General features: G+C 56.7%; 19 protein-coding genes and 2 pseudogenes. 16 read left to right on the forward strand and 5 right to left on the reverse strand.

The features are described 5' to 3' along the window. Positions 1-32 precede the first annotated feature (32 nt). Both astA and ACA056_RS17235 read left to right on the forward strand, forming a co-directional pair. Positions 33-1067 carry an arginine N-succinyltransferase gene (gene astA, locus ACA056_RS17230; protein ID WP_497266389.1) on the forward strand — a complete coding sequence of 345 codons (1035 nt, stop codon included), beginning with the start codon at positions 33-35 and terminating at the stop codon, positions 1065-1067. Positions 1068-1197: 130 nt separating this feature from the next. Continuing rightward, a complete protein-coding gene (locus ACA056_RS17235) occupies positions 1198-2067 on the forward strand; it encodes an isocitrate lyase/PEP mutase family protein (RefSeq protein WP_497266391.1) in 870 nt (289 codons plus the stop codon). A 66-nt stretch (positions 2068-2133) separates the two neighbouring features. Here the strand turns inward: ACA056_RS17235 and ACA056_RS17240 are convergent. The 3 genes and pseudogenes from ACA056_RS17240 to ACA056_RS17250 form a co-directional block, all read right to left on the reverse strand. Beyond that, positions 2134-2435, reverse strand: a pseudogene (locus ACA056_RS17240) (hypothetical protein). A gap of 589 nt (positions 2436-3024) precedes the next feature. Continuing rightward, positions 3025-4269, reverse strand: coding sequence for a M20/M25/M40 family metallo-hydrolase (locus ACA056_RS17245; protein WP_497266393.1), 1245 nt, complete (start codon positions 4267-4269; stop codon positions 3025-3027). Between the two features lie 212 nt (positions 4270-4481). Beyond that, positions 4482-5555 carry a diguanylate cyclase gene (locus ACA056_RS17250; RefSeq protein WP_497266395.1) on the reverse strand — a complete coding sequence of 358 codons (1074 nt, stop codon included), beginning with the start codon at positions 5553-5555 and terminating at the stop codon, positions 4482-4484. Positions 5556-5748: 193 nt separating this feature from the next. Between ACA056_RS17250 and ACA056_RS17255 the strand changes: the two genes are divergently transcribed. The 3 genes from ACA056_RS17255 to hglS all read left to right on the forward strand — a co-directional run bounded on the left by ACA056_RS17255 (position 5749) and on the right by hglS (position 9672). Further along, a complete protein-coding gene (locus ACA056_RS17255) occupies positions 5749-7203 on the forward strand; it encodes a flavin-containing monooxygenase (protein WP_497266397.1) in 1455 nt (484 codons plus the stop codon). 22 nt (positions 7204-7225) lie between these two features. Then, positions 7226-8182 (forward strand): alpha/beta fold hydrolase, encoded by a 957-nt coding sequence (locus ACA056_RS17260; RefSeq protein ID WP_497266399.1) that lies wholly within the window; start codon positions 7226-7228, stop codon positions 8180-8182. Positions 8183-8292: 110 nt separating this feature from the next. Then, positions 8293-9672, forward strand: coding sequence for a 2-oxoadipate dioxygenase/decarboxylase HglS (hglS, locus tag ACA056_RS17265; RefSeq protein ID WP_497266401.1), 1380 nt, complete (start codon positions 8293-8295; stop codon positions 9670-9672). A 60-nt stretch (positions 9673-9732) separates the two neighbouring features. Here hglS and ACA056_RS17270 read toward each other — a convergent pair whose 3' ends face one another. Then, positions 9733-10410: a type 1 glutamine amidotransferase domain-containing protein gene (locus tag ACA056_RS17270; protein ID WP_497266403.1), complete on the reverse strand. Its 678-nt coding sequence runs from the start codon at positions 10408-10410 to the stop codon at positions 9733-9735. A 445-nt stretch (positions 10411-10855) separates the two neighbouring features. Between ACA056_RS17270 and ACA056_RS17275 the strand changes: the two genes are divergently transcribed. The 11 genes and pseudogenes from ACA056_RS17275 (at position 10856) to ACA056_RS17325 (ending at position 24996) form a co-directional block, all read left to right on the forward strand. Then, positions 10856-11371, forward strand: coding sequence for an Hcp family type VI secretion system effector (locus ACA056_RS17275; protein WP_054051032.1), 516 nt, complete (start codon positions 10856-10858; stop codon positions 11369-11371). A 131-nt stretch (positions 11372-11502) separates the two neighbouring features. Continuing rightward, the gene (locus ACA056_RS17280; RefSeq protein ID WP_497266405.1) at positions 11503-13545 is read left to right on the forward strand and encodes a type VI secretion system Vgr family protein; all 2043 of its coding nucleotides are present in this window, start codon (positions 11503-11505) and stop codon (positions 13543-13545) included. After that, a complete protein-coding gene (locus ACA056_RS17285) occupies positions 13535-14275 on the forward strand; it encodes a DUF4123 domain-containing protein (protein ID WP_497266407.1) in 741 nt (246 codons plus the stop codon). Before ACA056_RS17280 ends, ACA056_RS17285 begins: the two co-directional genes overlap by 11 nt. Further along, positions 14272-19068: an RHS repeat-associated core domain-containing protein gene (locus tag ACA056_RS17290; RefSeq protein ID WP_497266409.1), complete on the forward strand. Its 4797-nt coding sequence runs from the start codon at positions 14272-14274 to the stop codon at positions 19066-19068. The genes ACA056_RS17285 and ACA056_RS17290 overlap by 4 nt, the downstream gene beginning before the upstream one ends. A 12-nt stretch (positions 19069-19080) precedes the next feature. Further along, positions 19081-19515, forward strand: coding sequence for an SMI1/KNR4 family protein (locus tag ACA056_RS17295; protein WP_497266411.1), 435 nt, complete (start codon positions 19081-19083; stop codon positions 19513-19515). A 75-nt stretch (positions 19516-19590) separates the two neighbouring features. Further along, a pseudogene (locus tag ACA056_RS17300) lies at positions 19591-22627 on the forward strand (RHS repeat-associated core domain-containing protein); the annotation flags it as partial. 8 nt (positions 22628-22635) lie between these two features. Beyond that, positions 22636-22899 (forward strand): hypothetical protein, encoded by a 264-nt coding sequence (locus ACA056_RS17305; protein ID WP_497266413.1) that lies wholly within the window; start codon positions 22636-22638, stop codon positions 22897-22899. Positions 22900-22993: 94 nt separating this feature from the next. After that, positions 22994-23494: a hypothetical protein gene (locus ACA056_RS17310; RefSeq protein ID WP_497266415.1), complete on the forward strand. Its 501-nt coding sequence runs from the start codon at positions 22994-22996 to the stop codon at positions 23492-23494. 163 nt (positions 23495-23657) lie between these two features. Continuing rightward, on the forward strand, positions 23658-23993 hold the full coding sequence (locus ACA056_RS17315) for a hypothetical protein (RefSeq protein WP_497266417.1): 336 nt from the start codon (positions 23658-23660) through the stop codon (positions 23991-23993). Positions 23994-24175: 182 nt separating this feature from the next. Continuing rightward, positions 24176-24493, forward strand: a complete 318-nt coding sequence (locus ACA056_RS17320) for a hypothetical protein (protein ID WP_497266419.1) — start codon at positions 24176-24178, stop codon at positions 24491-24493. After that, complete coding sequence (locus tag ACA056_RS17325; protein WP_497266421.1) at positions 24490-24996, forward strand: hypothetical protein; 507 nt, start codon at positions 24490-24492, stop codon at positions 24994-24996. The genes ACA056_RS17320 and ACA056_RS17325 overlap by 4 nt, the downstream gene beginning before the upstream one ends. Here ACA056_RS17325 and ACA056_RS17330 read toward each other — a convergent pair. Then, complete coding sequence (locus tag ACA056_RS17330; protein ID WP_497266423.1) at positions 24962-25774, reverse strand: VanW family protein; 813 nt, start codon at positions 25772-25774, stop codon at positions 24962-24964. The two genes, ACA056_RS17325 and ACA056_RS17330, sit on opposite strands and share 35 nt — an antisense overlap. Between the last annotated feature and the right edge of the window lie 233 nt (positions 25775-26007).

The raw sequence follows: 26007 nt of genomic DNA on the forward strand, positions 1-26007 counted from the left end.
CGCCCGAGCGGGCGTGCAGAAGGAGTTGCATCATGATTGTCCGCCCGGTTCACGTCACCGACCTGCCCGCCTTGCTGAATCTGGTGCACCAGGCCGGCCCCGGCTTCACCACCCTGCCGGCCAACGAGGAACGCCTGACCCACCGGGTGCGCTGGGCCCAACGAACTTTCGCCGAACAGGTCGAACGCGCTGATGCCGATTACCTCTTCGTACTCGAAGACGACGATCAGCAGTTGGTGGGCGTCAGTGCCCTGGTGGGCGCCGTGGGCCTGCGCGAGCCATGGTACAACTACCGGGTCGGGCTCACGGTCAGTTCGTCACCGGACCTGGGTATCCGGCGACAGATCCCCACATTGTTCCTGAACAATGAAATGACCGGCCAATCGGAGATTTGCTCGCTGTTTCTGCGACCCGATCAACGCCAGGGCAATAACGGTCGATTGTTGTCGTTGGGGCGTTTGTTGTTTGTGGCCGAATTTCCACACCTGTTCGGCGACAAACTCATCGCCGAACTGCGTGGCAGCGCCGACGAACATGGCTGTTCACCGTTCTGGGACAGCCTGGGCCGGCACTTCTTCAAGATGGATTTCAGCCACGCCGACCACTTGTCGGGACTGGGCAGCAAGTCGTTCATCGCTGAACTGATGCCACGCCAACCGCTCTACACCTGCCTGCTCACCGAACAGGCCCAGGCCGTGATCGGCAAGGCGCACCCGAACACCGAACCGGCGCTGAAAATCCTCACCGCCGAAGGGTTTGCCCATAAGGGTTACATCGACATCTTCGACGCCGGCCCGGTGATCGAAGCCCCGGTCTCGAACATCCGCACCGTGCGCGACAGCCAACCGCTGCTGCTGGCCATCGGTACGCCCGACGAGCAGGCCCCGGTGTGGCTGATCCACAACCGTCGCCTGGAAAACTGCCGCATCACCGCCGCTCAGGCCAGGCAAGTGGGCAACAGCCTGATCGTCGACCGCCTCACCGCCAAACGCCTGCAACTGCAACCCGGCAACTCGGTACGCGCCGTGCCGCTGCTCAATCAACAGCAGCAGTCAGTGGCGGCGTGACCGACGGTGGTCCATCCGCCTCTGCAAAATCGTCATCATCCTTCCCCTGCTCGCGTGATAGCCTTTTGTTCCTTCGGCGTTGACACTTTTGCTCAAGCCCTTCCATTCCCATTGCAGTGGTGGAACTCATATGTCCAGGCTTTCTCATCAAGATTTACGCCGTAACTTTCGCGAGCTGTTCGCTTCCAACACCTGCTATCACACGGCGTCGGTCTTCGACCCGATGTCGGCTCGCATTGCCGCTGATCTGGGTTTTGAAGTGGGGATCCTGGGCGGTTCAGTCGCATCGTTGCAGGTACTGGGCGCCCCCGACTTTGCCTTGATCACCCTCAGCGAGTTTGCCGAGCAGGCCACTCGCATTGGCCGTGTCGCCCAATTGCCGGTCATCGCCGACGCCGACCACGGCTACGGCAACGCGCTGAACGTCATGCGCACCATCGTCGAACTCGAACGTGCCGGCGTGGCCGCCCTGACCATCGAAGACACGCTGCTGCCCGCCCAGTTCGGCCGCAAGTCCACCGACCTGATCGGGGTGGCGGAAGGCGTCGGCAAGATTCGTGCGGCACTGGAAGCCCGGGTCGACTCGGAGATGGCGATCATCGCCCGCACCAACGCGGGGATCCTGCCGATCCAGGAAATCATCAGCCGCACCAAGCAGTACCAGCAGGCCGGTGCGGACGGGATTTGCATGGTAGGCGTGCGGGACTTCGACCACCTCGAACAAATCGCCGAGCACCTGAGCGTGCCGCTGATGCTGGTCACCTACGGCAATCCGCTGCTGCGCGACGATAAACGCCTGGCCGAACTGGGCGTGCGGGTCACCATCGACGGCCACGGCGCCTACTTCGCCGCGATCAAGGCCACGTATGACAGCCTACGGGAACAACGGCAGATCTTTACCCAAGCGTCGGACTTGAGCGCTACCGAGCTGACTCATACCTATACGCAGCCTGAGGAATACATCCGTTGGGCGGAAGAGTTTATGAGCGTCAAGGAGTAACTACAGCGAGAGTGTTTACCGGTGGCGACGGAGCTTAACTCCCTCGCCACAGAACTCACTCGCCTGTCAGGCCGGAGTCTTGAACTCCCCCTCCCGCTGCAACGCCCGCGCCTGAACCACATTCAGCATCGCGCAGCCTTCGCGCATCAGCAGATGAACCGCCCGGGTAACGCGCATCAGATCGCAATCGGAAATGTCTTTGAGGTTCAGGCTGGACAAGGTGTCCGCCAGATCGCGAACCACGGTGAAACGATGCGCAGCGCAAGCGGCGATGTCGCTGAGTTCTTTGTGGGTGTTGATGAAGAGCACCGGGGTTTCGGCGTCGTGGTGTCGATGGGGAGGTTGCGGGGCATGACTTGGTCGAACATGGGGTGTAACTCCATATTTGAGCTACCACCGTTCGCGGCCAAGCGAATTAAGGTGGCAGCTGTGTGCGGGTTGGCCGACCGGCACACCCACAACCGGCACACCCAAAGGTGTCCCGCGCACAGCTGCCATAACACGACGTCCAGACATGAAAATGCCTAAACAATGACGCTGATGCGTTTGGTGTGATCGACCGGCCAAGGTCGTTCGCAGAGTTTTCCGCGAGCCCGAACTATAGGGGTCGATGCCGAAACGCGGCAACAGGGTACGTTGTAGGAAACGTCTTGGAAAGTTGTGGGGTGGTTTTGACGGCGGTATCTGGCTTGAGAAACACCCCTCACCCTAACCCTCCCGAAACGTCGGACCGCCCCAGAGGGTAGAGGGGACTGACCGTGGGTTTCTTGAGGAATCCGGCGACGTGAACGACCGAGTTGAATGCGATTTTTAAGTGATTTGCTGTTGGCCGAATCCAAGTTCGACTCAATCTCTCAGGTCGCAGTAAATAGCCAAAACAACTCGGTCAGTCCCCTCGCCCCTTTGGGGAGAGGGGTGGATTCACCTGACCCACCCCCCCTCAAAACCGCACGCAATTCAGTGAGCCTTAGCCAACTCCATAATCATCCGCGACAACAGATAAATCCGCGGCGCCACGCTCTCAACCTCCGCGTATTCCTCCGGCGTATGAATATTGCCGCCAACAATCCCGAACCCATCCAGCGTCGGCGTACCCACGCCCGCTGACAGGCTGGCATCCGCCGCCCCACCGCTGCCTTCTTCCGTCAACTTGCGGCCAATTTCCCCGTAAATCCCCTGAGCCATGGCCATCAACCGATCCGATTCCGGCGTTTGCGGCATCGGCGGCAATCCGCGCTGAAGTGTGGTGGTGACTTCTGTGTCAGCAATCAGCTCGTCTTTCGAAACCCGCGCCAGGTCCTTCTCGATCCGGTCAAACTCCTCCGGCACTGCCGCCCGCACGTCAGCCTTGGCGGTGGCTTGGTCCGGTATCACGTTGGTGCGGTCGCCAGCCTTGAGTACGGTGAAGTTGATGGTGGTTTTCTTCTCCGCGTCGCCCAGTTTGCCGAGCTGCAAAATCTGGTGCGCCGCTTCCATGGCGGCGTTGCGTCCCAGCTCCGGCGCGACACCGGCATGAGCCGCCTTGCCCTTGACCTCGACCACTGCGGTGGCACTGCCTTTGCGCCACACCACCAGGCCATCCGCCGGGCGGCCCGGTTCGAGGTTGAGGGTGACGTCGTGGGTCTTGGCGGTTTTCTTGATCAGGTCGGTGGCGATGTCCGAGCCGGTTTCTTCGCTGGCGTCGAGCAGAAAGGTGATTTGCGCGTAGTCCTTGAAGTCGAGGTTTTTCAGGACTTTCAGCGCGTAGATCCCGGCAACGATGCCGCCCTTGTCATCCATGACGCCCGGTCCATAGGCGCGGCCGTCCTTGATGTGGAACGGACGCTCGGCGGCCGAACCTTCCTTGAAGACGGTGTCCATGTGCGCCATCAGCAGGATTTTTGCCTTGCCGGTGCCTTTCAGGGTCGCGATCACATGGCTGCTTTTGTCTGGGGTATTGGGCACAAGCTCGATGGTCGCGCCGAGTTTTTTCAGTTCGTCGATGGCAATGTCGCTGACTTTCGTCAGGCCCGGTTCATAGCCGGAACCGGAGTCGATGTTCACCAAACGTTCCAGTAACTTCAGGGCTTCGCCCTTGTACTGTTCGGAATCGGCGAGGACTTGTTTGTGCGGTTCGGCGAAGGCGGCGGGAGCAAAAGCGCCGAGGACGAGGGTCAGGCCAAGGCTGGTGGCCAGAAGGGAGCGAGGGAGATTGAACGTCATGAATCGATCCTTGTTTCGTGTCGGGGGTGAAAAACACCCTACCTGACTACGGCGCAAGGCTCTAGACCGAATGCGACACAGACGAACCTGATAGACCGAAGATCCTGTGGGAGCGAGCTTGCTCGCGATAGCGGTGGGTCAGCTTGCAATGATGTTGATGAACTGCCGCCATCGTCGGATCGCCGCCCGGAGACAAGCTCACTCCCACAAGGTCACACCGAATCGAGCAATTCGTGATGCGGTTTGCCATCGCTGCAACAGATGACGCGGTTGCGACCGGTGGCTTTGGCTTCGTAGAGCGCCTGGTCGGCGTCGTTGAGCCACAGGGTTGCGTCGGTGTGTGCCGGGTTGAAGGCGGCCAGGCCGATGCTCAGGCTGACTTTCAGCGCCGGGCTCTGCTCATAACCCAAGGTGGCGAAGCGATCACGCAGGGCATCCATGGCGGCCGCAGCGCTCGTGAGGGGAAGGTCCGGGAGGATCACGCAGAACTCGTCGCCACCGTAACGCCCGGCAACATCCGCCGCACGCAGGTTCTGCTTGAGCATTTTGCTCAGCTGACGCAGAACGATGTCGCCAGCGACGTGGCCGTAGGTGTCGTTGATGGTTTTGAAATGGTCGATGTCGATCAGCGCAATCGCCCCGCCCTGCTGCTGACGTTTGCAACGCTGGAATTCGATCTCCAGTTGATCCTTCCAGGCGCCGTGGTTCAGCAGGCCGGTGAGGCTGTCGGTGCGGCTCAGGGCCAACAATTCACGCTTTTGTCGGCCGAGGGTGTAGGCCTGGCGGAAGCAGATCCAGCCCAATGCCAGCGGATACAAACACATCAAGGGCAAACAGGCATACATCTGCAGTTGGCTGGTTTGCGGGACGAAGTCGGGGGAGAAAATCAGCAGTCCGACGCCCATCCCGAGAATCTGCGCCACGGATCCCGCCAACAGGAAACGCAAACCGCCAATGGCCACATTGTTCATCGCCATCATGGCCAGGGTCGTCGCGCCGGGAAGCGGATTGAAGTGCATGGCGGCGACCCAAAAGCCGCCGAGAAAGGCGTCCACCAGCAGGTTGCGGTGTTCGGCGTGATAAGGCACTTGCGCGCGGCGCGCCCATTGATAAGCCAGGTGCGGCCAGACGACGGCGTTGAGCAGCATCGCCACCCAGATCCACGGTGCAGGGTTGAGTGGATACATCGCCGCGCTCACGAGCAACAGCCCCAAAGCCAAACCCAGGATTCGCGATGTATAGAGCCTCCTGGCCAGTGAAAGTCCTTTTCCTCCCGTTTTTCCCATAGGAGCCTCTGCGCCACAGAACGGAACCTGAAAACACAAGGGTTTCAAGTGTGATGAGAGTCTATCAGGGTAACGGCAAATAGCCATCACCGGCTGGCGGACTGAATACCGAGGCATAGCCATGAGGCGAGCGTTCAATGATTGGCTATAAATGAAAGGAGGGTTCGATCAATAACGATAAAAAAGGAGACCCATGCAGACCTTTCAAGTGTTGATCATCGGCAGCGGTTTTGGCGGCCAGTGCGCCGCGATCAATTTGCTCAAGGCAGGCATCGGCGATTTCCGCCTGCTGGAACGACGGGACTTTTTCGGTGGCACCTGGTGCCAAAACACCTACCCCGGTGCCGCGGTCGACGTGCCCTCGCCGCTCTATTCGCTGTCCTTCGCCCCCTACAGCTGGACGCAAATGTTCGCCGAGCAGGCCGAACTGCACCACTACACCCAGTACGTGGTGGAGCACTTCGGCCTGCGAGACAAGGTGGAACTGCAGGCCAATGTCGAGCGCATCGAATGGGACGACGACGGCAAACGCTGGGCGGTGCGCACCGCCAGCAAAGGCACATTCCATGCGCAGTTCCTGATCAACGCCACCGGGCCGCTGAGCCAACCCGTGGTCCCCCACTTCGAGGGCCAGGAGCGGTTTCAGGGCAAGACTTTTCACACCAACAATTGGGATCACACCTACGATTACCGGCAAAAACGCGTGGCCATCGTAGGCAGTGGCGCCAGCGCGGCCCAGGTTATTCCGACGATTGCCCCGGACGTCGAGCATCTGCATGTGTTCCAGCGCACGCCGCACTGGGTATTGCCTCGGGCCGACCGTGCCTTTGGGCCTTTCCAGCGTTGGTTGCTGGGGCTCAAACCGGCCTATAAGTTATTGCGCTGGATGATCTACTGGCAGTTCGAAACCCGAGTGATTGCCTTCAAGTATTCGAAACCAGCGATCCGCTTGGTCCAGCAACACGCCCTGCGCTTCCTCAAACGGCAAGTGCCTGACCCTCAATTGCGGCAGAAACTGACGCCTGACTATGCCATCGGCTGCAAACGGATAATCATCTCAAGCACCCTGTACCCGGCACTCGGTCGCAGTAATGTGACGCTACACAGCCGCGAACAAGGCATCGCCGCCATCGATGAAACCGGCATCATCACCCAGGACGGCCAACACATCGACCTGGACCTGATCGTCTGGTCCACCGGTTACGACGCCACCGACGGGGTGATTTCCTACCCGGTCACCGGCAAAAACGGCACACAACTCAAAGATTTCTGGGCCCAGTATCCACGGGCCTATCTCGGCACCAGCCTGCCGGACTTCCCCAACCTGTTTATCGTCACCGGCCCCAACACGGGCATCGGCCACACCTCGGCGCTGTTCATCATCGAGTCTCAGATGAACTACATTCTCGATTGCATCCGCACGTTAAAAGAACAGGGTTTGCGCAGCATCGAGGTACGCCCCGAAGCAGAACGTACCTACACTGAAATGATCCACCGGGAGATGGAGCGCACGGTATGGAAGTCCGGGGGCTGTCACAGTTGGTATCAAAGCAAGAGCGGTCATGTGATTGCGATGTTTCCGGGGTTCAGTTTCAGCTATCACCGGTTGACCAGAGCGCTGAAACCCGCCGATCACATTCTGTCCTGATCACGTAAAAGGAAGATGCCTGATGCTTTTGTTGGTTGTCGCAATCGCAGTTTTCGTGGCCTGGAGCTGGTTGAGTTACCCGGCCATCGGTCATTGGCTCTATGACTTGAACATGTCGATAGAGGCCAAGCTGTATGGACTGCACAAAATTGTCGTGCCGATCGCCGAAATGACCGTCTCGACCTGGCAAGGCGGGCCGTACGAAGCGTCCAGCAGCGTGCTGATGCTCCACGGCTACAGCGCCGACAAAAATATCTGGCTGCGTTTTGCCCGGCACTTTGTCGGCAACTATCGGGTGATCATCCCCGACATCGCCGGCCATGGCGAAACCGGCTTCAAGGCGGGCGGCGGCTACGACATTCCGTTGCAGGCCAAGCGGATGATCCAGTTGCTCGATGTCTGCGGCGTCGAGAAAGTCCACGTGATCGGCAACTCGATGGGCGGTTACATGGCCGCGTGGCTGGCGGCCACGTACCCGGATCGCATTGTTTCGCTGGCCCTGATCGACCCCGCGGGTGTCACCGCCCCCGAAGCCAGCGACCTGGAGCGGCATTTGGCCAAGGGCCACAACCCGTTCCTGATTCATTCACGGGAAGAATTCCAGCGCTTCTACGCCATGACCATGGCCGAACCACCGTGGGTACCCAAAGTGGTGCTGGACGCCATCGCGCAGCGCTATGAACAGAGTCGCGATGAGCTGGAAGAAATCTTCAACGACTTCCGTGCCAGCCCGCCGATGGAACCGAAACTGCCCGACATCAAGTGCCAGGCGCTGTTGCTGTGGGGACACAAGGACCGCTTGATCGATGTCAGCAGCGTGGCGATCTGGAGCAAAGGCATCGCCGATCTGCGAGTGGAAGTCTGGGACCACACCGGCCATATGCCGATGGTGGAACAACCGACGAACACGGCGAGGTTGTATCGGGAATTTTTGGCATCGCTGCGCTCTGAAAGCCCTCAGGATCAGCGACTGCATTGAACAAGCAGTCCTTTGCAGAATGAAGTTCGTAAGATTCTTCGTTTGTCGGCGCCGCGCAAGGCTGCGATCTTTTCCCGCATCCTTTACGTCACCGCACCAGGAAGTTTTTTATGAGTCACCCGAACTTCGTCAGCCCTGATCTGATCCGTCAACGCTTCTCCAAAGCGATGTCCGACATGTACCGCGAAGAAGTGCCGCTGTACGGCGCGCTGATGGAGCTGGTGGAACAGACCAACCGTCACGTGCTGGACAGCGATCCGCAGATCGCCCGACAGTTGAACAGCACCGGTGAAATCCAGCGCCTGGACCTGGAGCGGCATGGCGCGATCCGTGTCGGCACCGCCGATGAACTGGCGACCCTCGCCCGGCTGTTTGCGGTGATGGGCATGCAACCGGTGGGTTATTACGACCTGACCCCGGCCGGCGTGCCGGTGCACTCGACGGCTTTTCGCGCGGTGCATGAAGCGGCGTTGCAGGTCAGCCCGTTCCGGGTATTCACCTCCCTGCTGCGCCTGGAACTGATCGAAGACCTGGAACTACGAGCGTTCGCCCAGTCGGTGCTGGATAAGCGTTCGATCTTCACGCCCACGGCGCTGATTCTCATCGAGCGCGCCGAAACACAGGGCGGCCTCACCGAACAGGAGGCCCAGGACTTCGTCGAACAAGCGCTGGAAACGTTCCGCTGGCATCACACCGCCACCGTGACCGCCGAGCAGTACCGCAAACTCAGCGCCCAGCATCGCCTGATCGCCGACGTGGTGGCGTTCACCGGCCCGCATATCAACCACCTGACGCCGCGCACCCTGGACATCGACATCGTCCAGGCGCAAATGCCTGCCCACGGCATCACCCCCAAAGCGGTGATCGAAGGCCCGCCCCGCCGTCAGTGCCCGATCCTGCTGCGCCAGACCAGTTTCAAGGCCCTGGACGAGCCTGTCGCCTTCACCGATCAAACCCAGACTCACGGCAGCCACAGCGCCCGTTTCGGCGAGATCGAGCAACGCGGCGCGGCGCTCACCCCCAAAGGCCGGGCGCTTTACGACCGTTTGCTCAACGCTGCCCGGGATGAATTGAAAGACTTCCCCAATGAGGCCAATGCCGCACGTTACAACGCGCTGATGGCGCAGCACTTTGCAGAATTCCCTGACACCGTTGAGGGCATGCGCCAACAGGAACTGGCGTACTTTCGCTACTTCGTCACGGAAAAAGGCTTGGGGGCCGAAGAGCTGAAATCGTGGTCGCTGGAAGATCTGCTCAGCGGCGGGTATTTGCGGGTTGAACCTTTGGTGTACGAAGACTTCCTGCCGGTTAGCGCAGCGGGGATTTTTCAGTCAAACCTGGGAGATGCGGCGCAAACCCACTATGGCGTGCAGTCGAACCGGCAGGTGTTCGAGAAGGCGCTGGGGCGATCGACGATTGATGAGTTGGCGTTGTATGCCGAGACGCAGCGGCGCTCGATCGAGGAATGTTTCGCCGCATTGGACGATTAACCGTTCACGCCGCAAAAAGATCGTCCGAGGCTCGAGCGGCGTTCGGACGATCTTTTGATCTTATTTCAGCTTCGCCAACAACGCCTCAGCGGCAGCCTCGGACGACGCCGGATTCTGACCGGTAATCAGCAAGCCATCAGTGAGCACATAACTCGCCCAGTCAGCCCCCTTGGAATAGACGCCACCCTTCTCCTTAAGCATGTCCTCCACCAAAAACGGCACAACTTTCGTCAGTTGCACAGCCTCTTCCTCAGTGTTGGTAAACCCCGTCACGCGCTTGCCTTTGACCAGCGGCTGGCCGTCCGCGCCCTTGACGTGACGCAACACACCCGGTGCGTGGCAGACGGCCGCGACCGGTTTGCCCGCCTGGTAAAACGCCTCGATCAGAGCGATCGAAATTTTGTCTTCGGCCAAATCCCACAGCGGGCCATGCCCGCCCGGGTAGAAAATCGCGTCGTAATCTTCAGCCCTCGCGCTGCTCAGCAGAGCGGTAGACGCCAATGCGGACTGGGCGGCGGAGTCTTTGCGAAAGCGCTCGGTGGCCGCAGTTTGCGCGTCCGGCTCGTCGCTTTTTGGGTCCAGCGGTGGTTGGCCGCCCTTGGGCGAGGCCAGGGTCAGCTGAGCGCCGGCGTCCTTGAAGGCAAAGTACGGTGCGGCGAATTCTTCCAGCCAGAAGCCGGTTTTCTTACCCGTGTTACCCAATTGATCGTGTGACGTTAGAACCATCAGGATTTTCATGTCGTTCTCCTTGAGTTCGCAGATGTTCATTCATCTCGGCGCTGAGTTTGACCTCCAGGCTGCAGCATTCGTTGCACCTGTCACCCTAGCGGTTCTGCTACCGGTTTTCGGCAAATCAGACGATGGGTCACCGAATGATGGCCAACCGCCTTGATGCGCAAGAAGTTGCGCACTCGACGCTGCGAAAGCCCTTCCCGGGGCGCTGATCGCCCGGCCCGTCAGGCGCTCCAGCCAAGTGCGCAAGAAGTTGCGCAGTACTGCGCAACTTCTTGCGCACATTCACAGGCGATCGCTGCAGAAGATTCTCCGCGAGCTCCTAAAATCCTCTCAACCACCTGATTTATATAGCCTTAACCGTTTCTGGCACGGACCTTGATAACAGTCAGGCACCCACCGGGCGATACCGCCTCCCGGGCACCCTCAATTTTTAGCAAGGAGCACATCCATGGCTACACCAGCGTACATGTCCGTCACTGGCGAAAAACAAGGTCTGATCACCGCCGGCGCATTCACCGCCGACTCGGTTGGCAACACTTACCAGGAAGGCCACGAAGACCAGGTCATGGTTCAGGCTTTCAGCCACGACGTGATCATCCCGCGTGACCCACAGTCCGGCCAACCGACCGGTCAGCGCGTTCACAAGCCAGTCGTGATCACCAAGGTCTACGACAAGGCTTCGCCACTGCTGCAAGCTGCTCTGACCTCCGGCGAGCGCATGAGCGAAATCGTTATCCAGTGGTACCGCACTTCGGCTCAAGGTACCCAAGAGCACTACTACACCACCAAACTGGAAGACGCGATCATCGTCGCCATCAACAACAAAATGCACAACTGCCAGGACCCGTCGAACTCGCACTTCACTCACCTGGAAGAAGTGCAATTCACCTACCGCAAAATCACCTGGACCCACGAAGTATCCGGTACTTCGGGTTCCGATGACTGGCGTCAGCCAGTCGCTTAATCGCGGCTGACCGCTTCACGCATCGGCCAGCTCTGCTGGTCGATGTTGTTTACGCCTTTCCAGAATTTTGCGTCTGCTGATCCTTTGATCGGGTATTGGTTTACGCCGCAGCACTGCACGAGGAACAAGGGATGTTCGCGCCGGCCAATCAAACTCACTTTGCCCTGACCATCGAAGGTCTTTCCAGCGACTTCCAGGTTCTTTCCCTGCAAGGTCGGGAAGCCATCAGCCAGCCTTTTGTGTTTGAGGTGGAGCTGGTCAGTGAACAGCCGTCCCTGGACCTCGAGACCCTGCTGCACAAACCGGCCTTCTTGCAGCTCTCGCCTGACGGCAGCGGCATCCATGGCCAAATCTATCGCGCCGCCCAGGGTGATTCCGGCAAACGCCTGACCCGCTACGCGGTGACCCTGCGTCCGCAACTGTCTTACCTGGCGCACCGCATCAACCAACGCATCTTCCAGAACCTCACGGTGCCGAAAATCATCGGCAGCGTTCTCGAAGAGCACGGCATCCAAAGCAATGCCTACGAATTCAAAGTCGGGGCGATTTATCCGGAGCGCATTTACTGCGTTCAGTACGATGAATCGGACCTGCAGTTCGTTCAGCGTCTGTGCGAGGAAGAAGGTATCCATTACCACTTTCAGCACAGCGCCACGACTCACAAACTGGTGTTCGGCGATGACCAGACGGTGTTCCCGAAACTCGCGCCCGTAGCCTACCAGCAAGACTCCGGCATGGTCGCCAACGACCCGGTGATCAAGCGCTTCGACCTGCGCCTGGAAACCCGCACCAGCCGCACCACCCGCCGCGACTACGACTTCGAAAAACCACGCATCACTCTCGAAAGCGAAAACCGCGGCGACGCCCTGCCCGACCTCGAAGACTACGACTACCCCGGTCGCTTCATCGACCGCGAACGCGGCAAGCACCTGGCCAAACGCGCCCTCGAACGTCACCGCAGCGACTTCCAGCTCGCCGAAGGCAAAAGCGATCAGCCGTTGCTGGTCAGCGGCCATTTCCTGGCCCTGACCCAACACCCGAAAGCCAAATGGAACGATCTGTGGCTGCTGACCGAAATCCTCCACGAAGGCAAACAGCCGCAAGTGCTGGAAGAGTCAGTCACCAGCGACACCACCAAGCTGAAAGACGATTTCCACCAGGGCTACCGCAACCGCTTCCAGGCCACCCCGTGGGACGTGCCGAACCGCCCGCCGCTAACGCAAAAGAAACCGCGCATCCTCGGCAGCCAAAGCGCCGTGGTCACCGGGCCCAAGGGTGAAGAGATCCACTGCGACCAATACGGCCGCGTCAAAGTGCAATTCCACTGGGACCGCGAAGGCCAGGCCGACGACAAGACCAGTTGCTGGCTGCGCGTCTCCTCCGCCTGGGCCGGCGCCCATTACGGCGGTATCGCCATCCCGCGCATCGGCATGGAAGTGCTCGTCTCCTTCCTCGAAGGCGACCCCGACCAACCGCTGATCAGCGGCTGTCTGTACCACAAGGAAAACGTCGTCCCGTACGCCCTGCCGGCGAACAAGACCCGCAGCACCTTCAAAACCCTGAGCTCACCGGGCGGCGGCGGTTACAACGAACTGCGCATCGAAGACAAAAAGGGCCAGGAACAAATCTTCCTGCACGCCCAACGCGACTGGGACGAAAACGTCGAGCACGACCAGAAAATCCGCGTCGGCAACGAACGCCACGACACCGTCGAGCAAAACAGCTACAGCGAATTCAAGGCCGAAGAACACCACACCGTCTACGCCGACCGCAAAGTCGAAACCCGCGCCAACGACCACCTCACCGTGGGCGTCAACCAGCACATCAAGGTCGGCACCGGCCAATTCATCGAGGCAGGCCAGGAAATCCACCTGAGCAGCGGCATGAAAGTCGTGCTCGAAGCCGGCAGCGAACTGACCCTCAAGGGCGGTGGCAGCTTCATCAAGATCGACGGCAGTGGCGTCACCCTGAGCGGCCCGGTGATCAACATGAACTCCGGCGGTAGTCCGGGGAACGGCACCGGCGCCGCACCACTGATGCCCGGCGTGTTGAAACAGGCCGACGCCGACAAGGCCGGCGCGGTCCTGACCCCGGCGCAGATCAACACCCTCAAACGCAACGCGCCGTTCTGTGAAGAGTGCGAGAAATGCAAGGCAGGTGCTTGTGCGATCTGATCTTTTGACCCCGCAGGATTGGCTGGCGGAACGGCCGTTGCAGGCTAATGAACGTCTTTATTTGATTGTCAGTGCGGCGAGCGATGCCGAGCCACTGAAGGCCTTCTACCAGCAGGAGATGGCGCCGGAGCTGATCCCGATCTGGAGCGGCACGCCGTACGCCGATTGGCAGCCAGTGATGCCCTACCTCGCCGAACTGAAACCCAACGCCGGTTTCCTTCAGTGGATTGCTGAAACCGACGCTCAGGATTGGGGCTGGCTGGCGGTGTCCACCAGCACCCCGGACGTGGTGTTCGAACATCTTCGCAGTTTGACTCAAGTGCGGATGCCGGATGGGACCGAGGTGTTCTTTCGGTTTTGGGATGGGCGGCATATTTTCCCGATTCTTGAAGGATTGGGAGCTGGCGCGGGAGAAGTTTTGCCGGTGTTTGACCGCTACCTGATCAATGGCCAGCCACTCGACGTGGGACCGAGGGGAGTGCCACCAGCGAAGGCCTGGCCATGGTGGGAGGTGCCGCAGAAGTTAGTCGACACGCTGGCGAAAAAAGACCACACCACCGTCGTCGACAACCTGATGCAGTGGCTGGGAGAGGACTGCCCGGAACTGTTCTTCGCCTTCCCCGAAAGTAACTTGCGCCACAAGGTCGAGCGCTTCGTGCGCCAACAATCCAATACAGAAGATATGGCAGAGCGTCTTGCTGCTCAGCTGACAAAGGAAGTCACGTCATGAATACCCCGATTGGTACCTTGGTCCTGCGCGTGCTGGACGCCAAAACACCTGACGTGAACCTGATTCTCAAAGACTTCAAGAGTTGCCTGAGTGACTACAAAGACTGGGCCGACGGCTTCTGGACCGGTTGGGCGCTGGACGTGGATCAGACTTTCAAGGTCGGTAATGAAGTCAGCATTACCAAGCGCAAGACCAAGACCGGCGCCGTCGAAACCTACGCCACCTGCCCCCTGGCCGGCGATTTCACCGTGATCCACATGTTCGACTCGGCGCGTTTCGTACCGATCGGCAATACGCCGGTACGCTTGGAGCCAGTCACCAAAGGCGTCGTTTACGACGACGTCACCGGTCCGGCGATTGAAACCACCATTGGCCCCAGCGGCATCAAGGTCATCGATGGCTGCAAAAAAGGCCAGATGTATCGCATCACCTTCTTCCCGAACGTGTCCCAGAGCGACGTCAAGGCACTCTACGACTCGTATCAGGGCGTGATCGGCAAACTCAACGGCTGGCTGCAAAGCGAGTGGTCGGGCAAGTTCCAACCGCAGTGGACCAGCTACTCGGCGGCTGACCGCATGGGCCGCTCGGTCATTTTGTTGAAGCGCGCGATGGATGGCCTGGAGCAAGCGTTGCTCCGGCTGTGGGACGACATCAAAAGCCTGTTCGAACTGCTCGCGCACCCGAAGGAAAACCTGGAAAAACTGCGCAAATACCTGTCGGACGTCGAGATCGACAAACTCTATGCCGCGTCCAAGGAATCGATTGCCTCGGGCTTGTTGATCCTCAGCGACGAACCGCTGATGTTCATCTACGTGTCGGCGATTGTGGCCTGGGTCGGTATGCTGCCGCCGCAAGTGGTTGTCGATGTGGTGACCGCCATTGCGTCCGAGTTCCTGGTCAACGTGGTGCTGGGTATCTGCCTCACCGGCGGTGCCGGTATCGCAGTGCGCGTGGGGACCAAAGCCCTGTCCACGGTCAAATCCGGTGAGGCCGTCAAATACCTCGAAGAACTGGCCGCGACACTGATGAAGTTGAGTGGCGAGCACAGCTTGCCGGCGCACGCCGAGGTTTCGAAACCGGTGATTGCCAGCGCCAAGAACGTGCCGATGAAACCGACGAAAACAGCGGCGATCAAGATCGACGAGGCGGCGGCCAACGGCTCGAAGAGTCAGGTGCCGAAAACCACGGACACGCCGAAGCAGGAAGTGAAGGATGCTTCTTCGTTTCCGCGAGATAAAAAACAGCAACAGAACAATCTTGAGCCGAAAGAAAAGGTTGACGATGCTTCTAGTCAGTCGAAAACCCCTGACGATAAAAGTGCAACCAGTGCCGAGAAAACCTGCACCAACAACTGCCCGGTATCTATGGTCACTGGCGAAGAGCTGCTAACGCTGACCGATGGCGAACTCGGCGGACTGCTACCTTTCGAGTGGACTCGCCTTTACCGTACCAGCGCCGCGGAAATCGACTGTGGCCTCGGTTACGGTTGGAGCCACACCTTGGCACAACGCGTGGATGTGAACGGAGAGGAGGTGGTCTGGACCGATCACGAAAATCGTACAACCACCTTTCCGTTACCTAGCCGCAAGCGACCTGCAATCACCAACAGCCTGTCACAAGCAGCCATTTTTGTTGGCGAAGACCCATCTGAGCTAGTTCTCGCACAGGCAGGTGATCGCGCACAGTTCTATCACTTCCGCTACAACAGCAAGGGTTCTACGCTGATCGCAATCAGCGACAAATACGACAACCGCCTACACATCACCCGTGATATTCACGGGCGAATCAAACGGGTCGATAACGGTGCCGGTCGGGCCCTTCTCGTACGATATGACCGCAAACACATCGTTGCTATCGACTATCAGCAGTTCAGCCCGGCAGACAACCTGGAGGATGCTTGGAACACCATCCAGACGATGGTTAGTTACAGCTATGACTCACAACACCGGTTGATTGAGGCAAAGAACGCGGCAGGTGAAGCAGAGCGCTACGACTACGACGATCAGAACGTGATTCTGGAACGGCAACTGACTGGTGGCGCCAGTTTCTACTGGGAGTGGGAAAAAGAAGGCAAGTCGGCTCGTTGTATCCATCACTGGGCGAGTTTTTCGCAGATGGACACGCATTACGCGTGGGACGACAAAGGCTCCGTCGTCGTTACCAATATCGACGGCAGTGAAGAAATTTACACCCACGACGATCAAGCCCGTTTGATTCGAAAATTGGATCCGGACGGTGCGGAGCATCTCAAAGGCTACGACGACAAAGGCCGTTTAGTTACAGAACAAGATCCGCTCGGAGCGGTTACTGAGTACCGTTATAACGAGGCCGGCCGGCTGGTCGCAGTCATTCCCCCAGAAGACGAGCCCACCACTTACTCCTATTACAACGGTCACGTCCGTCTGATGCAGCGCGGTCAAGCGACTTGGACATATTGGCGTAACGATCAGGGTGATATCACCGAACAAATTGATCCGGATGGCCACTCGACCTACTACATCTACGACCAGCAAGGTCGTTTGCTGGAGATCCGCCAACCCGACGGCAGCCGTCATCAACTGGGCTGGAACAACCTCGGGCAATTGCTTGAAGAGCACCTGCCTGACGGTGGTCAGCGCAAGTACCGCTACGATGCGCTGGGCCGTCAAATCACCCGTCAGGACGAAAGTGGTGCCATCACCCAGTACCAGTGGGACGCAGCCAATCGCATCGCACAGATCATCCTGCCCGGCGGCGCCATCCGCGCGTTCACCTACAACGCCTACGGTAAAGTCACCGCCGAGCGCGATGGGCTAGGCCGTATTACCCGCTACGAATACGCCGACAACCTCCACCTAGTCAGTCGTCGCATTAATCCTGACGGCAGCCAACTGCGCTATCGCTATGACAACTCGCGCTTGTTGCTCAGCGAAATCGAAAACGAACGTGGTGAGCGGTATCACCTCGACTACTTCCCTAATGGATTAGTACAACAAGAAATTGGCTTCGACGGACGTCTCACCGCCTATGAATATGACCTCAATGGTCAGTTGTTAAAGAAAACCGAATTCGGCGATGATGGCAGCGAACTAGTCACTGAGTTCCAACGTGATACTGCTGGTCGTTTACTAGTAAAAACATTGGCCGATGGTCAGAAGATCCATTATAGCCACGACTCGTTGGGGCGGCTGGTTAACATTGATGACGGCAATTGGCCGATCGCTTATGAGTACGACCTTCAGGATCGCCTGATTACGGAACATCAGGGCTGGGCCACTTTGCGTTACGAGTACGACGCCGTCGGCCAACTAAAACATTGTCGCCTCCCTGACGGCAGCAAACTCGACTACCGCCATAAACTTGGGGGTAGCCTCAGCAGCATAGATCTAAACGGCTCACGACTGACTACCCACCAATTCAGTGGGGGGCACGAACAACAACGCCAACAGGGACTGTTGCTAAGCGAATATCAATACGATGAACAAGGCCGACTGCAGGCTCACGCAGTCAGTCAGCAAGAGCGAAATTTGTTCCGGCGCAGCTACGCTTACGACGCCAACGGCAATCTCGCCGGCATCGACGACAGTCGTAAAGGCAATCGCAGCTATCACTACGATCCACTTGATCGTCTGATCAACGTCCGTGGCGCAATCCCGGAAAGCTTTGCCCACGACCCAGCCGGTAACCTTCTCGGCCAGGGCGACCAACCTGCCGCCAACCTGGCCAACGTCAAAGGTAACCGCCTGCTAATGCAGGGCGACCGGCACTACGATTACGACGCTTTTGGCAACTTGGTCCGTGAACGTCGTGGCGCCGGTCAGAAACTGGTTACCGAATACCGTTACGACTGCCAGCACCGATTAATCGGCGTTAGCTTGCCAGGCGGCAGTAACGCAACCTACAGGTATGATGCTTTCGGTCGCCGCGTTGCCAAGACCGTCGACGGATTAACGACTGAGTTCCTCTGGCAGGGCAATCAACTGATTGCCGAAAGCGGCGACAATCGTTATCGCAGTTACATCTACGAGCCGGGTAGCTTCCGGCCACTGGCAATGCTGGACGGCGAAGGCCCACTGAAAGCAACGCCGTTCTACTACCAACTCGACCACCTTGGTACCCCACAGGAACTCACCGACTACAGCGGCGAGATCATGTGGTCGGCGAAATACCGCGCCTATGGCAATCTCGCCGCCCTCGATATCGCGGAAATCGACAACCCATTGCGCTTCCAAGGGCAGTACTTCGACGCAGAGACGGGCTTACATTACAACCGGCATCGCTACTACAATCCGAGTAGCGGGCGGTATCTGACACCGGATCCGATCAAGCTGGCGGGTGGGCTGAACAACTACCAGTACGTGCCAAACCCTACCGGATGGGTGGATCCGTTAGGATTGCAAACGCTAAAAGACTGCCCGCCGCCTAAAACGGAAGAGTTGGCAATCCACCAGCAAGCTCAGTCCAAGGGATTTGAGAACGTAAAAGTAACGCCAAATGGCGGCCCTACATTCCGGGATTCTGAATACCTGTATCCCGTTGAACCTGGCCAAAAAAACATTGTGAAAGTCCCGATGACTGGTAGCAGAAGGAACGATTTTAAGTTAGCCAATGAGGAAGCGGGTTTGAAGGATCACATACCTACAGGTATGGACTCTCCACCCGACTATACTTGGCACCATTTGGATGATTATGATCCTGTAACGAATACATCAACATTAGAACTTGTGCAACGGAAAGCTCATAAAGCTACTATTCCTCACAAGGGCTCCGTAAGCCAATATGAAGCGCATCACGACGTAGAATATAAACGCTAGGAGAATTTACAAATGAATTTACAAGACCAAAATCTACCAGTAACAGACGCAGACATAAAAAACGCAGAGCAACAGCTAAATATAAAATTCCCAAAAGAATTCAAAGAGTTCTACAAAATAAACAACGGAGGCCACTCGGAAGTGAATTTGTTTGAGCTTAATGGTAACGGCTATAAGATAAACGAATTCCTACCTTTGAAATATGGGGGCGACACTATCGAGTCAACCTACAAAGAGACATTCGTTCACAACTCATTAATGCCGAAAAACCTTGTTCCTTTCGCTGCTGATGCGGGAGGGGACTATTTTTGTTTTTCTATCAAAGAAAATGAATATGGCAATATTTACTTCTATGAATCCGAATACTACGACAACCCTGTCAGATCACATGTTTTTTTAGCTAACTCGTTCTCGGAGTTCCTAGAAAAGCTTGTAGTTGATATTTAATTTAGAAAAATAGGGGACAGATTTATTTTCCACGCAATCACGAAAATAAATCTGTCCCCTTTTGGTTAGTCTGACCATTTCCGCTACAACACCAAAGGCGCGTCGCTGATTGCCATCAGTGACGATTATGGCAATCGCCTGCACATTACTCGTGACATCCACGGTCGAATCAAACGTGTCGATAACGGTGCCGGTCGCGCCCTCCTCGTGCGTTACGATCGAAAGCACATCGTCGCCATCGACTATCAGCAGTTCAGCCCGGCTGACAATCTGGAAGACGCCTGGAGCACCATCCAAACCTTAGTCACCTACAGCTACGATGCCCACCAGCGGCTGATCGAAGCCAAAAACGCCGCCGGTGAAGCCGAGCGTTAAGGTTACCAACGCTGATGGCAGCGAAGAGGTCTACACCCACGATGATAAGGCTCGACTGGTCGCCAAAGTCGACCCGGACGGTGCGGAACACCTCAAGGTCTATGATGACAAGGGTCGCCTGATCGCCGAAAAAGACCCACTCGGCGCAGTCACCGAATACCAGTACAACGACGCCGGCCGACTGGTCGCGGTCATTCCACCGGAAGATGCACCGACTACCTACGAGTACTACCGCGGCTTCGTCCGCGTTGTGAACCGTGGGCCGGCGACCTGGAAATACTGGCGCAACGACCAAGGCGACATCACGGAACAAATCGACCCAGACGGCAATTCGACCCATTACAGCTACAACCGCCAGGGCCGCCTGCTGGAAATCCGCCACCCCGACGGCAGCCGTCATCAGCTGGGTTGGAACAATCTCGGCCAACTGCTCGAAGAACAGCTGCCGGACGGCGGTCAACGCAAGTACCGCTATGACGCGCTAGGTCGGCAAATCACTCGCCAGGACGAAAGCGGCGCGATCACCCAATACCAATGGGACGCGGCGAACCGCCTCGCGCAAATCACCCTGCCCGGTGGCGCAACCCGTGCGTTCACCTACAACGCCTACGGAAAAGTCACCGCCGAACGTGATGAACTGGGTCGAGTCACCCGCTTCGAATACGCCGATAACCTGCACCTGGTCAGCCGCCGCATCAACCCGGATGGCAGCCAGCTGCGCTATCGCTACGACAACTCGCGCCTGCTGCTCAGCGAGATCGAAAACCAACGTGGCGAGCACTACCACCTCGACTATTACCCTAATGGTCTCATCCAGCAGGAAACCGGTTTCGACGGTCGACGTACCGCCTACGAATACGACCTCAACGGCCAGTTGCTGAAGAAAACCGAGTTCGGCGACGACGGCAGTGAGCTGGTCACTGAGTACCAACGCGACACCGCTGGCCGCTTGCTGGTGAAAACCCTGGCCGATGGCGAGAAGATTCACTACAGCTATGACGCCCTCGGTCGCCTCGTGAAAGTCGACGACGGCCACTGGCCCCTCGCCTACGAATACGACCTGCAAGACCGCCTCATCACCGAGCACCAAGGCTGGGGCACCCTGCGTTACGAGTACGACCAACTCGGCCAGCTTAGCCATTGCCGCCTACCCGATGGCAGCAAACTCGACTACCGCCACCAATCCGGTGGTCGCCTGAGCAGCATCGACCTTAATGGCTCGCGTCTGACCACTCACCAGTTCAGCGCCGGTCGCGAACAGCAGCGTCAACAGGGTCTGCTGCTCAGCCAATACCAGTACGACGAACAAGGTCGATTGCAAGCTCACAGCGTCAGTCAGCAAGATCGCAACCTGTTCCGGCGCCGATACGCCTACGACGCCAACGGCAACCTCGCCGGCATCGACGACAGCCGTAAAGGCAACCGCAGCTACCACTACGACCCGCTCGACCGCCTGATCAACGTCCGTGGCACCACCCCGGAAAGCTTCGCCCACGACCCAGCGGGCAACCTCCTGGGTCAAGGCGACCAGCCAACCACGAACCTGGCCAACGTAAAAGGCAATCGCCTGCTCATGCAGGGTGATCGCCATTACGACTACGACGCCTACGGAAATCAGATCCGCGAACGCCGTGGCACCGGGCAAAAGCTCGTCACCGAGTACCGATATGACTGCCAACACCGATTGATCGGAGTCAGCCTCCCTGGTGGCAGCGTCGCAAGCTATGAGTACGACGCCTTCGGCCGTCGAATCGCCAAAACCGTCGACGGCCAGACCACAGAGTTCCTGTGGCAAGGCGAACGCCTCATCGCCGAAAGCGCGAGCAATCGCTATCGCAGCTACATCTACGAGCCGGGCACCTTCCGCCCCTTGGCGATGCTCGATGGTGAAGGCCCACTAAAAGCCGAGCCGTTCTACTACCAACTCGACCACCTCGGCACTCCGCAGGAACTCACCGACTACAGCGGCGAGATCATGTGGTCGGCGAAATACCGCGCCTACGGCAACCTCGCCACCCTCGACATTGCGGAAATCGACAACCCGCTGCGCTTCCAGGGTCAGTACTTCGATGCGGAATCGGGCTTACATTACAACCGGCATCGCTACTACAATCCGGGTACTGGGCGGTATTTAACGCCGGATCCGATCAAGCTTGCGGGTGGGTTGAACAACTACCAGTACGTGCCAAACCCTACGGGGTGGGTGGATCCGTTGGGGTTGAGTTGTGTCCCGGGCGATTGCCCTGACGCGTCCCCTCCGCTGACACAGTCACAAATTGAGGAAATCACCGCAATTCCGAAAGGGTCTCGACCAAATCCAAGTGAATATCTTTCGTCGGAATATATATCCAATCACCTGGCTCAGTTTGATAGCGGTGCAACCAGATTTATGACCCAATCTAACCTAGACAAATATGGTATTGGTCAGCGCGATGGAACATCTTTTATCATGCCTAAGACTGAGGCTGATAAATTACTGTCCTCAACTAAAGGGAATGCATCCGCATTAGAAAACTCACTTGGATTGTCACCAGGTTTTCTAGAAAGCAACAAGCTAGTACGAGTCGATATCACTAACCCCCGGGAGCTCAACCTCAGAGTTCCGTCTGGAAATGAGGCGGGAGCCAATGAGTTTTGGATTCCTGGTGGTAAGCTGCCAAACGGAAACAGCGAGGCAGTAATTGATGTTGGAGGTGTTCATTCGCCAAAACTAGAGATATCACCGCTGGATTTATAGGAAAAACAATGAAATTCAATGATATTTTTTTCAGTAAAAGCGAACGATTCTCTGTCGGCATTGAAGAAGAATCAGGGAAGTTCTACGTTTCGATACCCGTCAGCAACCGAATGGTTGACTATGAAGAGTATTTCGAAATTGACAAGAGCACCTTTGATACATATATAAACAATCCAGCTTCAGCACTGTCATTTGTCGAACGCTGCCGAAACCGAGAAGTAGACCATCTATTGCTAATTCAGCCTGGAATAGATCGTGGCGTCGCTACCTAGAGCCGACCAAAAAGAGACAGGTTTATTTTATAGGTACTCTACGAAGATGCGGACTCCTTGCTGTTAAAAATTCGAAGGCCACAAGGCATTACGAGTGTGGGTTAAAGGAGATAAAGGGGGAACAGTGAAAACCACGTTCGAAACCGCCTTAGATCAGCATGAAATTTCCGATTTTTTCAAAGGCAATGGAATCTATTTCGCAAGGGGGTCCGAATGGGGCGACCATCTATACATAAGCAACTGGCAGGAAATGTGCAGCGTACTCAAAACCCAAAACGCGGCACAGAGCCTACTGACAACTTTATTTCAAGAATACGTTCGATACTTGGATGAAAACTACGAAGAAACTGAAGGGCTACTTTCCAACATAGCAGCCTATTACATAGCAAGAGGCATGTTTCAATTTTTATCGGCCGACAACTATGAGCTTATTAAGAGCCTCGATACAAAAGACAAAGAAAACATAGGCCGCCTATTTAGACTCTTAAGAAAAGAGTACGACAGAAAGAACAAAGATCTACCAAACTACTCATTCGATCAAGAAATTAAAAAATTAAAAAGAAACGGCTGCACCATCGAACTTGAGGTTCTTTAAGGGAAAAGTTGACAGCTGTTGGCGATATTGTCGGCATTGGACGCGGAGTGGCTTCTGGACTTTATAGAAACAGCGCGATTCACGTCCGAAGAGGTATTTGTCCTGACGTTGAGCGCGAAAATTGGCTCACTTAGCGTTCGTCGATATTAAATGAGGACTGTACGTGAGCAATCATTCAGTCAAAGCCTATGTCACCCAAGCAGATGGCGGTTACGTCCGATTAAAGCTACTTGATACGGAGTTGAAAAATACGTTGCTCGACCTTGGTTTTTCCCAAGAAACACACGTTGACGAGTACAAAATTTCAAGTTCGGATGATGCCATCAAGGCCAATATTTTTGCCAAACTACGAACCCTGGATATTTGCTTTGCTCATGGACGTGAGTGGTGCCCTGCTGAGGTTTTTAAACACCTCAGAGATATCGGGGTGCTGAGCGGTGGATTCAGAGTGATCATCTGGACCGATCCCGGCCGTTACGTGGTGCGGGAGGAAAAATAACTATTGAAGTTGCCTCAACGGCGACAAAAAAACGAAAAAAACGGGACAGATTTATTTTTTATATGGATCAAGTGGTAACGCTACAGCCAGCACCGCCCTCGCAGTTAACTGCCCCAGAGAAACGTTGGTACCCCCTATTGGTCCTTCAATCAGCGCTTTCACTCCGGACAGGAGTCCACCACATGCCTTACCCCGATCTGCAAAACGCTGTTCAACGTGTCGGGTTCACCATCACTGATTACTCGGATCAACGAGCCTACTTCGGCTGTTGGTCGCTAACCGTCGAAGGTCATGGGCACACCTACTTGATCGTCAACGAAGGTCGAGACGGTTGGCTGATGTTTTATCGCGCAGACGCGGCGGGGACAATGACTGAGTTAGCCAAGAAAGAATCGGCCTGGATGGATGACGTCGACAAAGCAACCCAATGCCTGATCTGGCTTTCTGACAGCCGCCCTACCCCACAGCCCCACGAATCACGGCTTATGAACCGAATTTGAAGACCCGTGAAAACGCGTTCGTGACGCTACTGACCACCACCGAACGCCCCGCCAAGGTGAGCGCTCACTGGCGCTTTCAAGATCCAGCGTTGATGAACGCGATTCACAGCGGCTTGGTCAACGTTTCACTCTCGACGTCTATTACCACTCGCGATAATCGCAGAACGTGGATGGTGGTCGACCAGATAGCACTTGAATTTGGCTCTATCGGACAACAGACGAAACATCCGGGCCAACTTGGTCGCACAGACCAAAGCGGGATGGAGGCATTATGTGCCAAGAAAGGCGAAGCGCTTGGACGACCGTTTTCATTCTATTTAGGGGACAGCCTGGATCGTTTGAGCCATGTCGAATACTTATGGTCTGCGCAGATCTCAAGCCGATGCCTCTATGACAATGGCGCGCTTCTGCACGGCTTTGCGTTAAATAAAAAAACGGGCAATCCAATGATCGCCCGTTTTATGCATTTCAAGTCAGCAAACTTTCCTCAACCTCATACTTAACCACCACCCGATTCTTATAAAGTCGCTCACTCTTCAACACCTGACTCTCCTGCCCCTTGCTCCTGACCTCCCGCCATATCTCGTTCTCGCGAAAAACCCGGCCACCGTCTCGCACAAACCGATGCCCAAGTTGATAAACGTGATACCGAAACTCTCTCACCTGATCGCACAACAACTCCCCTTCCAACTGTTGCTCGGCGACATTCAGCTTCAACTGAAAATAACGATCAGTCGGGTTATGCAACACCAGGTCAATGTAGTTGTGAAAGATCGCAGCCCCGGAGCCAAATGGCAGTACCCGCCCTTCGTCAGGAAAAGGATCGAAGCTGTGGTTCGACCGTTCAACCACGACCAGTGGCGAGTGAATCGCCATCCAGTGAATCAGGTTGCTCAGTTGGCAGATCCCGCCACCGATGCCGCTGCGGGCTTCACCAAATGACAGCTCCATGCCTTCGACATAACCGCGTTTGCGGGTGGGTCGACCCACGAGGCGGCAAAATGAAAAATATTCGCCAGGACCGATGATGACGCCGTCCATCGAATCGACGGCCAGTTTCAGGTTGATGACTTTGTTGTGTTGCAAGACAAGATCGGAGTTGCCGAGTTTGCGGATCAGTTTGGAGGTGTGTTTGAGGTAGCGGAATGGCAATCGGGATACGACGCCCACCGAAACAGCATATTGCTTGCGGGAGAAGCGCCAGGCCAATTGCCGGAACAGTCTTTTTTGCCACACTCGAAGCCAGTAGAGCGCCGGGTGGTAGAGGGAGAGTGGTTTCATCCGTGTCAGAACGGCGGCAGCCGTTTTCTTCCTTGATCTGCAAAATGCCGCGCATCTTAACGTATTGCTGCAGGTGTGTATCGCACGTCGATAAGGTGTTCGCCCAGTGTAATGGCCTGGCAATCCATGCACCGGTAAAGAGCCCTGACACTGGGCGAACGGGAAGTATTTTAATAGAAAGTTTCGAATATGTCCGCGTATATGAACATGAAATTTATCGAAACAACATTGAT

The sequence above is a fragment of the Pseudomonas sp. LBUM1666 genome (genome assembly GCF_059695775.1).

Bases quoted from the DNA above. Each gene is read 5' to 3' on its own strand.
- astA (WP_497266389.1), top strand. From the start codon at position 33: ATGATTGTCCGCCCGGTTCACGTCACCGACCTGCCCGCCTTGCTGAAT.
- hglS (WP_497266401.1), top strand. From the start codon at position 8,293: ATGAGTCACCCGAACTTCGTCAGCCCTGATCTGATCCGTCAACGCTTC.
- ACA056_RS17235 (WP_497266391.1), top strand. From the start codon at position 1,198: ATGTCCAGGCTTTCTCATCAAGATTTACGCCGTAACTTTCGCGAGCTG.
- ACA056_RS17280 (WP_497266405.1), top strand. From the start codon at position 11,503: ATGTTCGCGCCGGCCAATCAAACTCACTTTGCCCTGACCATCGAAGGT.
- ACA056_RS17255 (WP_497266397.1), top strand. From the start codon at position 5,749: ATGCAGACCTTTCAAGTGTTGATCATCGGCAGCGGTTTTGGCGGCCAG.
- ACA056_RS17330 (WP_497266423.1), bottom strand. From the start codon at position 25,774: ATGAAACCACTCTCCCTCTACCACCCGGCGCTCTACTGGCTTCGAGTG.
- ACA056_RS17290 (WP_497266409.1), top strand. From the start codon at position 14,272: ATGAATACCCCGATTGGTACCTTGGTCCTGCGCGTGCTGGACGCCAAA.
- ACA056_RS17320 (WP_497266419.1), top strand. From the start codon at position 24,176: ATGCCTTACCCCGATCTGCAAAACGCTGTTCAACGTGTCGGGTTCACC.
- ACA056_RS17275 (WP_054051032.1), top strand. From the start codon at position 10,856: ATGGCTACACCAGCGTACATGTCCGTCACTGGCGAAAAACAAGGTCTG.
- ACA056_RS17270 (WP_497266403.1), bottom strand. From the start codon at position 10,410: ATGAAAATCCTGATGGTTCTAACGTCACACGATCAATTGGGTAACACG.
- ACA056_RS17250 (WP_497266395.1), bottom strand. From the start codon at position 5,555: ATGGGAAAAACGGGAGGAAAAGGACTTTCACTGGCCAGGAGGCTCTAT.
- ACA056_RS17295 (WP_497266411.1), top strand. From the start codon at position 19,081: ATGAATTTACAAGACCAAAATCTACCAGTAACAGACGCAGACATAAAA.
- ACA056_RS17260 (WP_497266399.1), top strand. From the start codon at position 7,226: ATGCTTTTGTTGGTTGTCGCAATCGCAGTTTTCGTGGCCTGGAGCTGG.
- ACA056_RS17245 (WP_497266393.1), bottom strand. From the start codon at position 4,269: ATGACGTTCAATCTCCCTCGCTCCCTTCTGGCCACCAGCCTTGGCCTG.
- ACA056_RS17305 (WP_497266413.1), top strand. From the start codon at position 22,636: ATGAAATTCAATGATATTTTTTTCAGTAAAAGCGAACGATTCTCTGTC.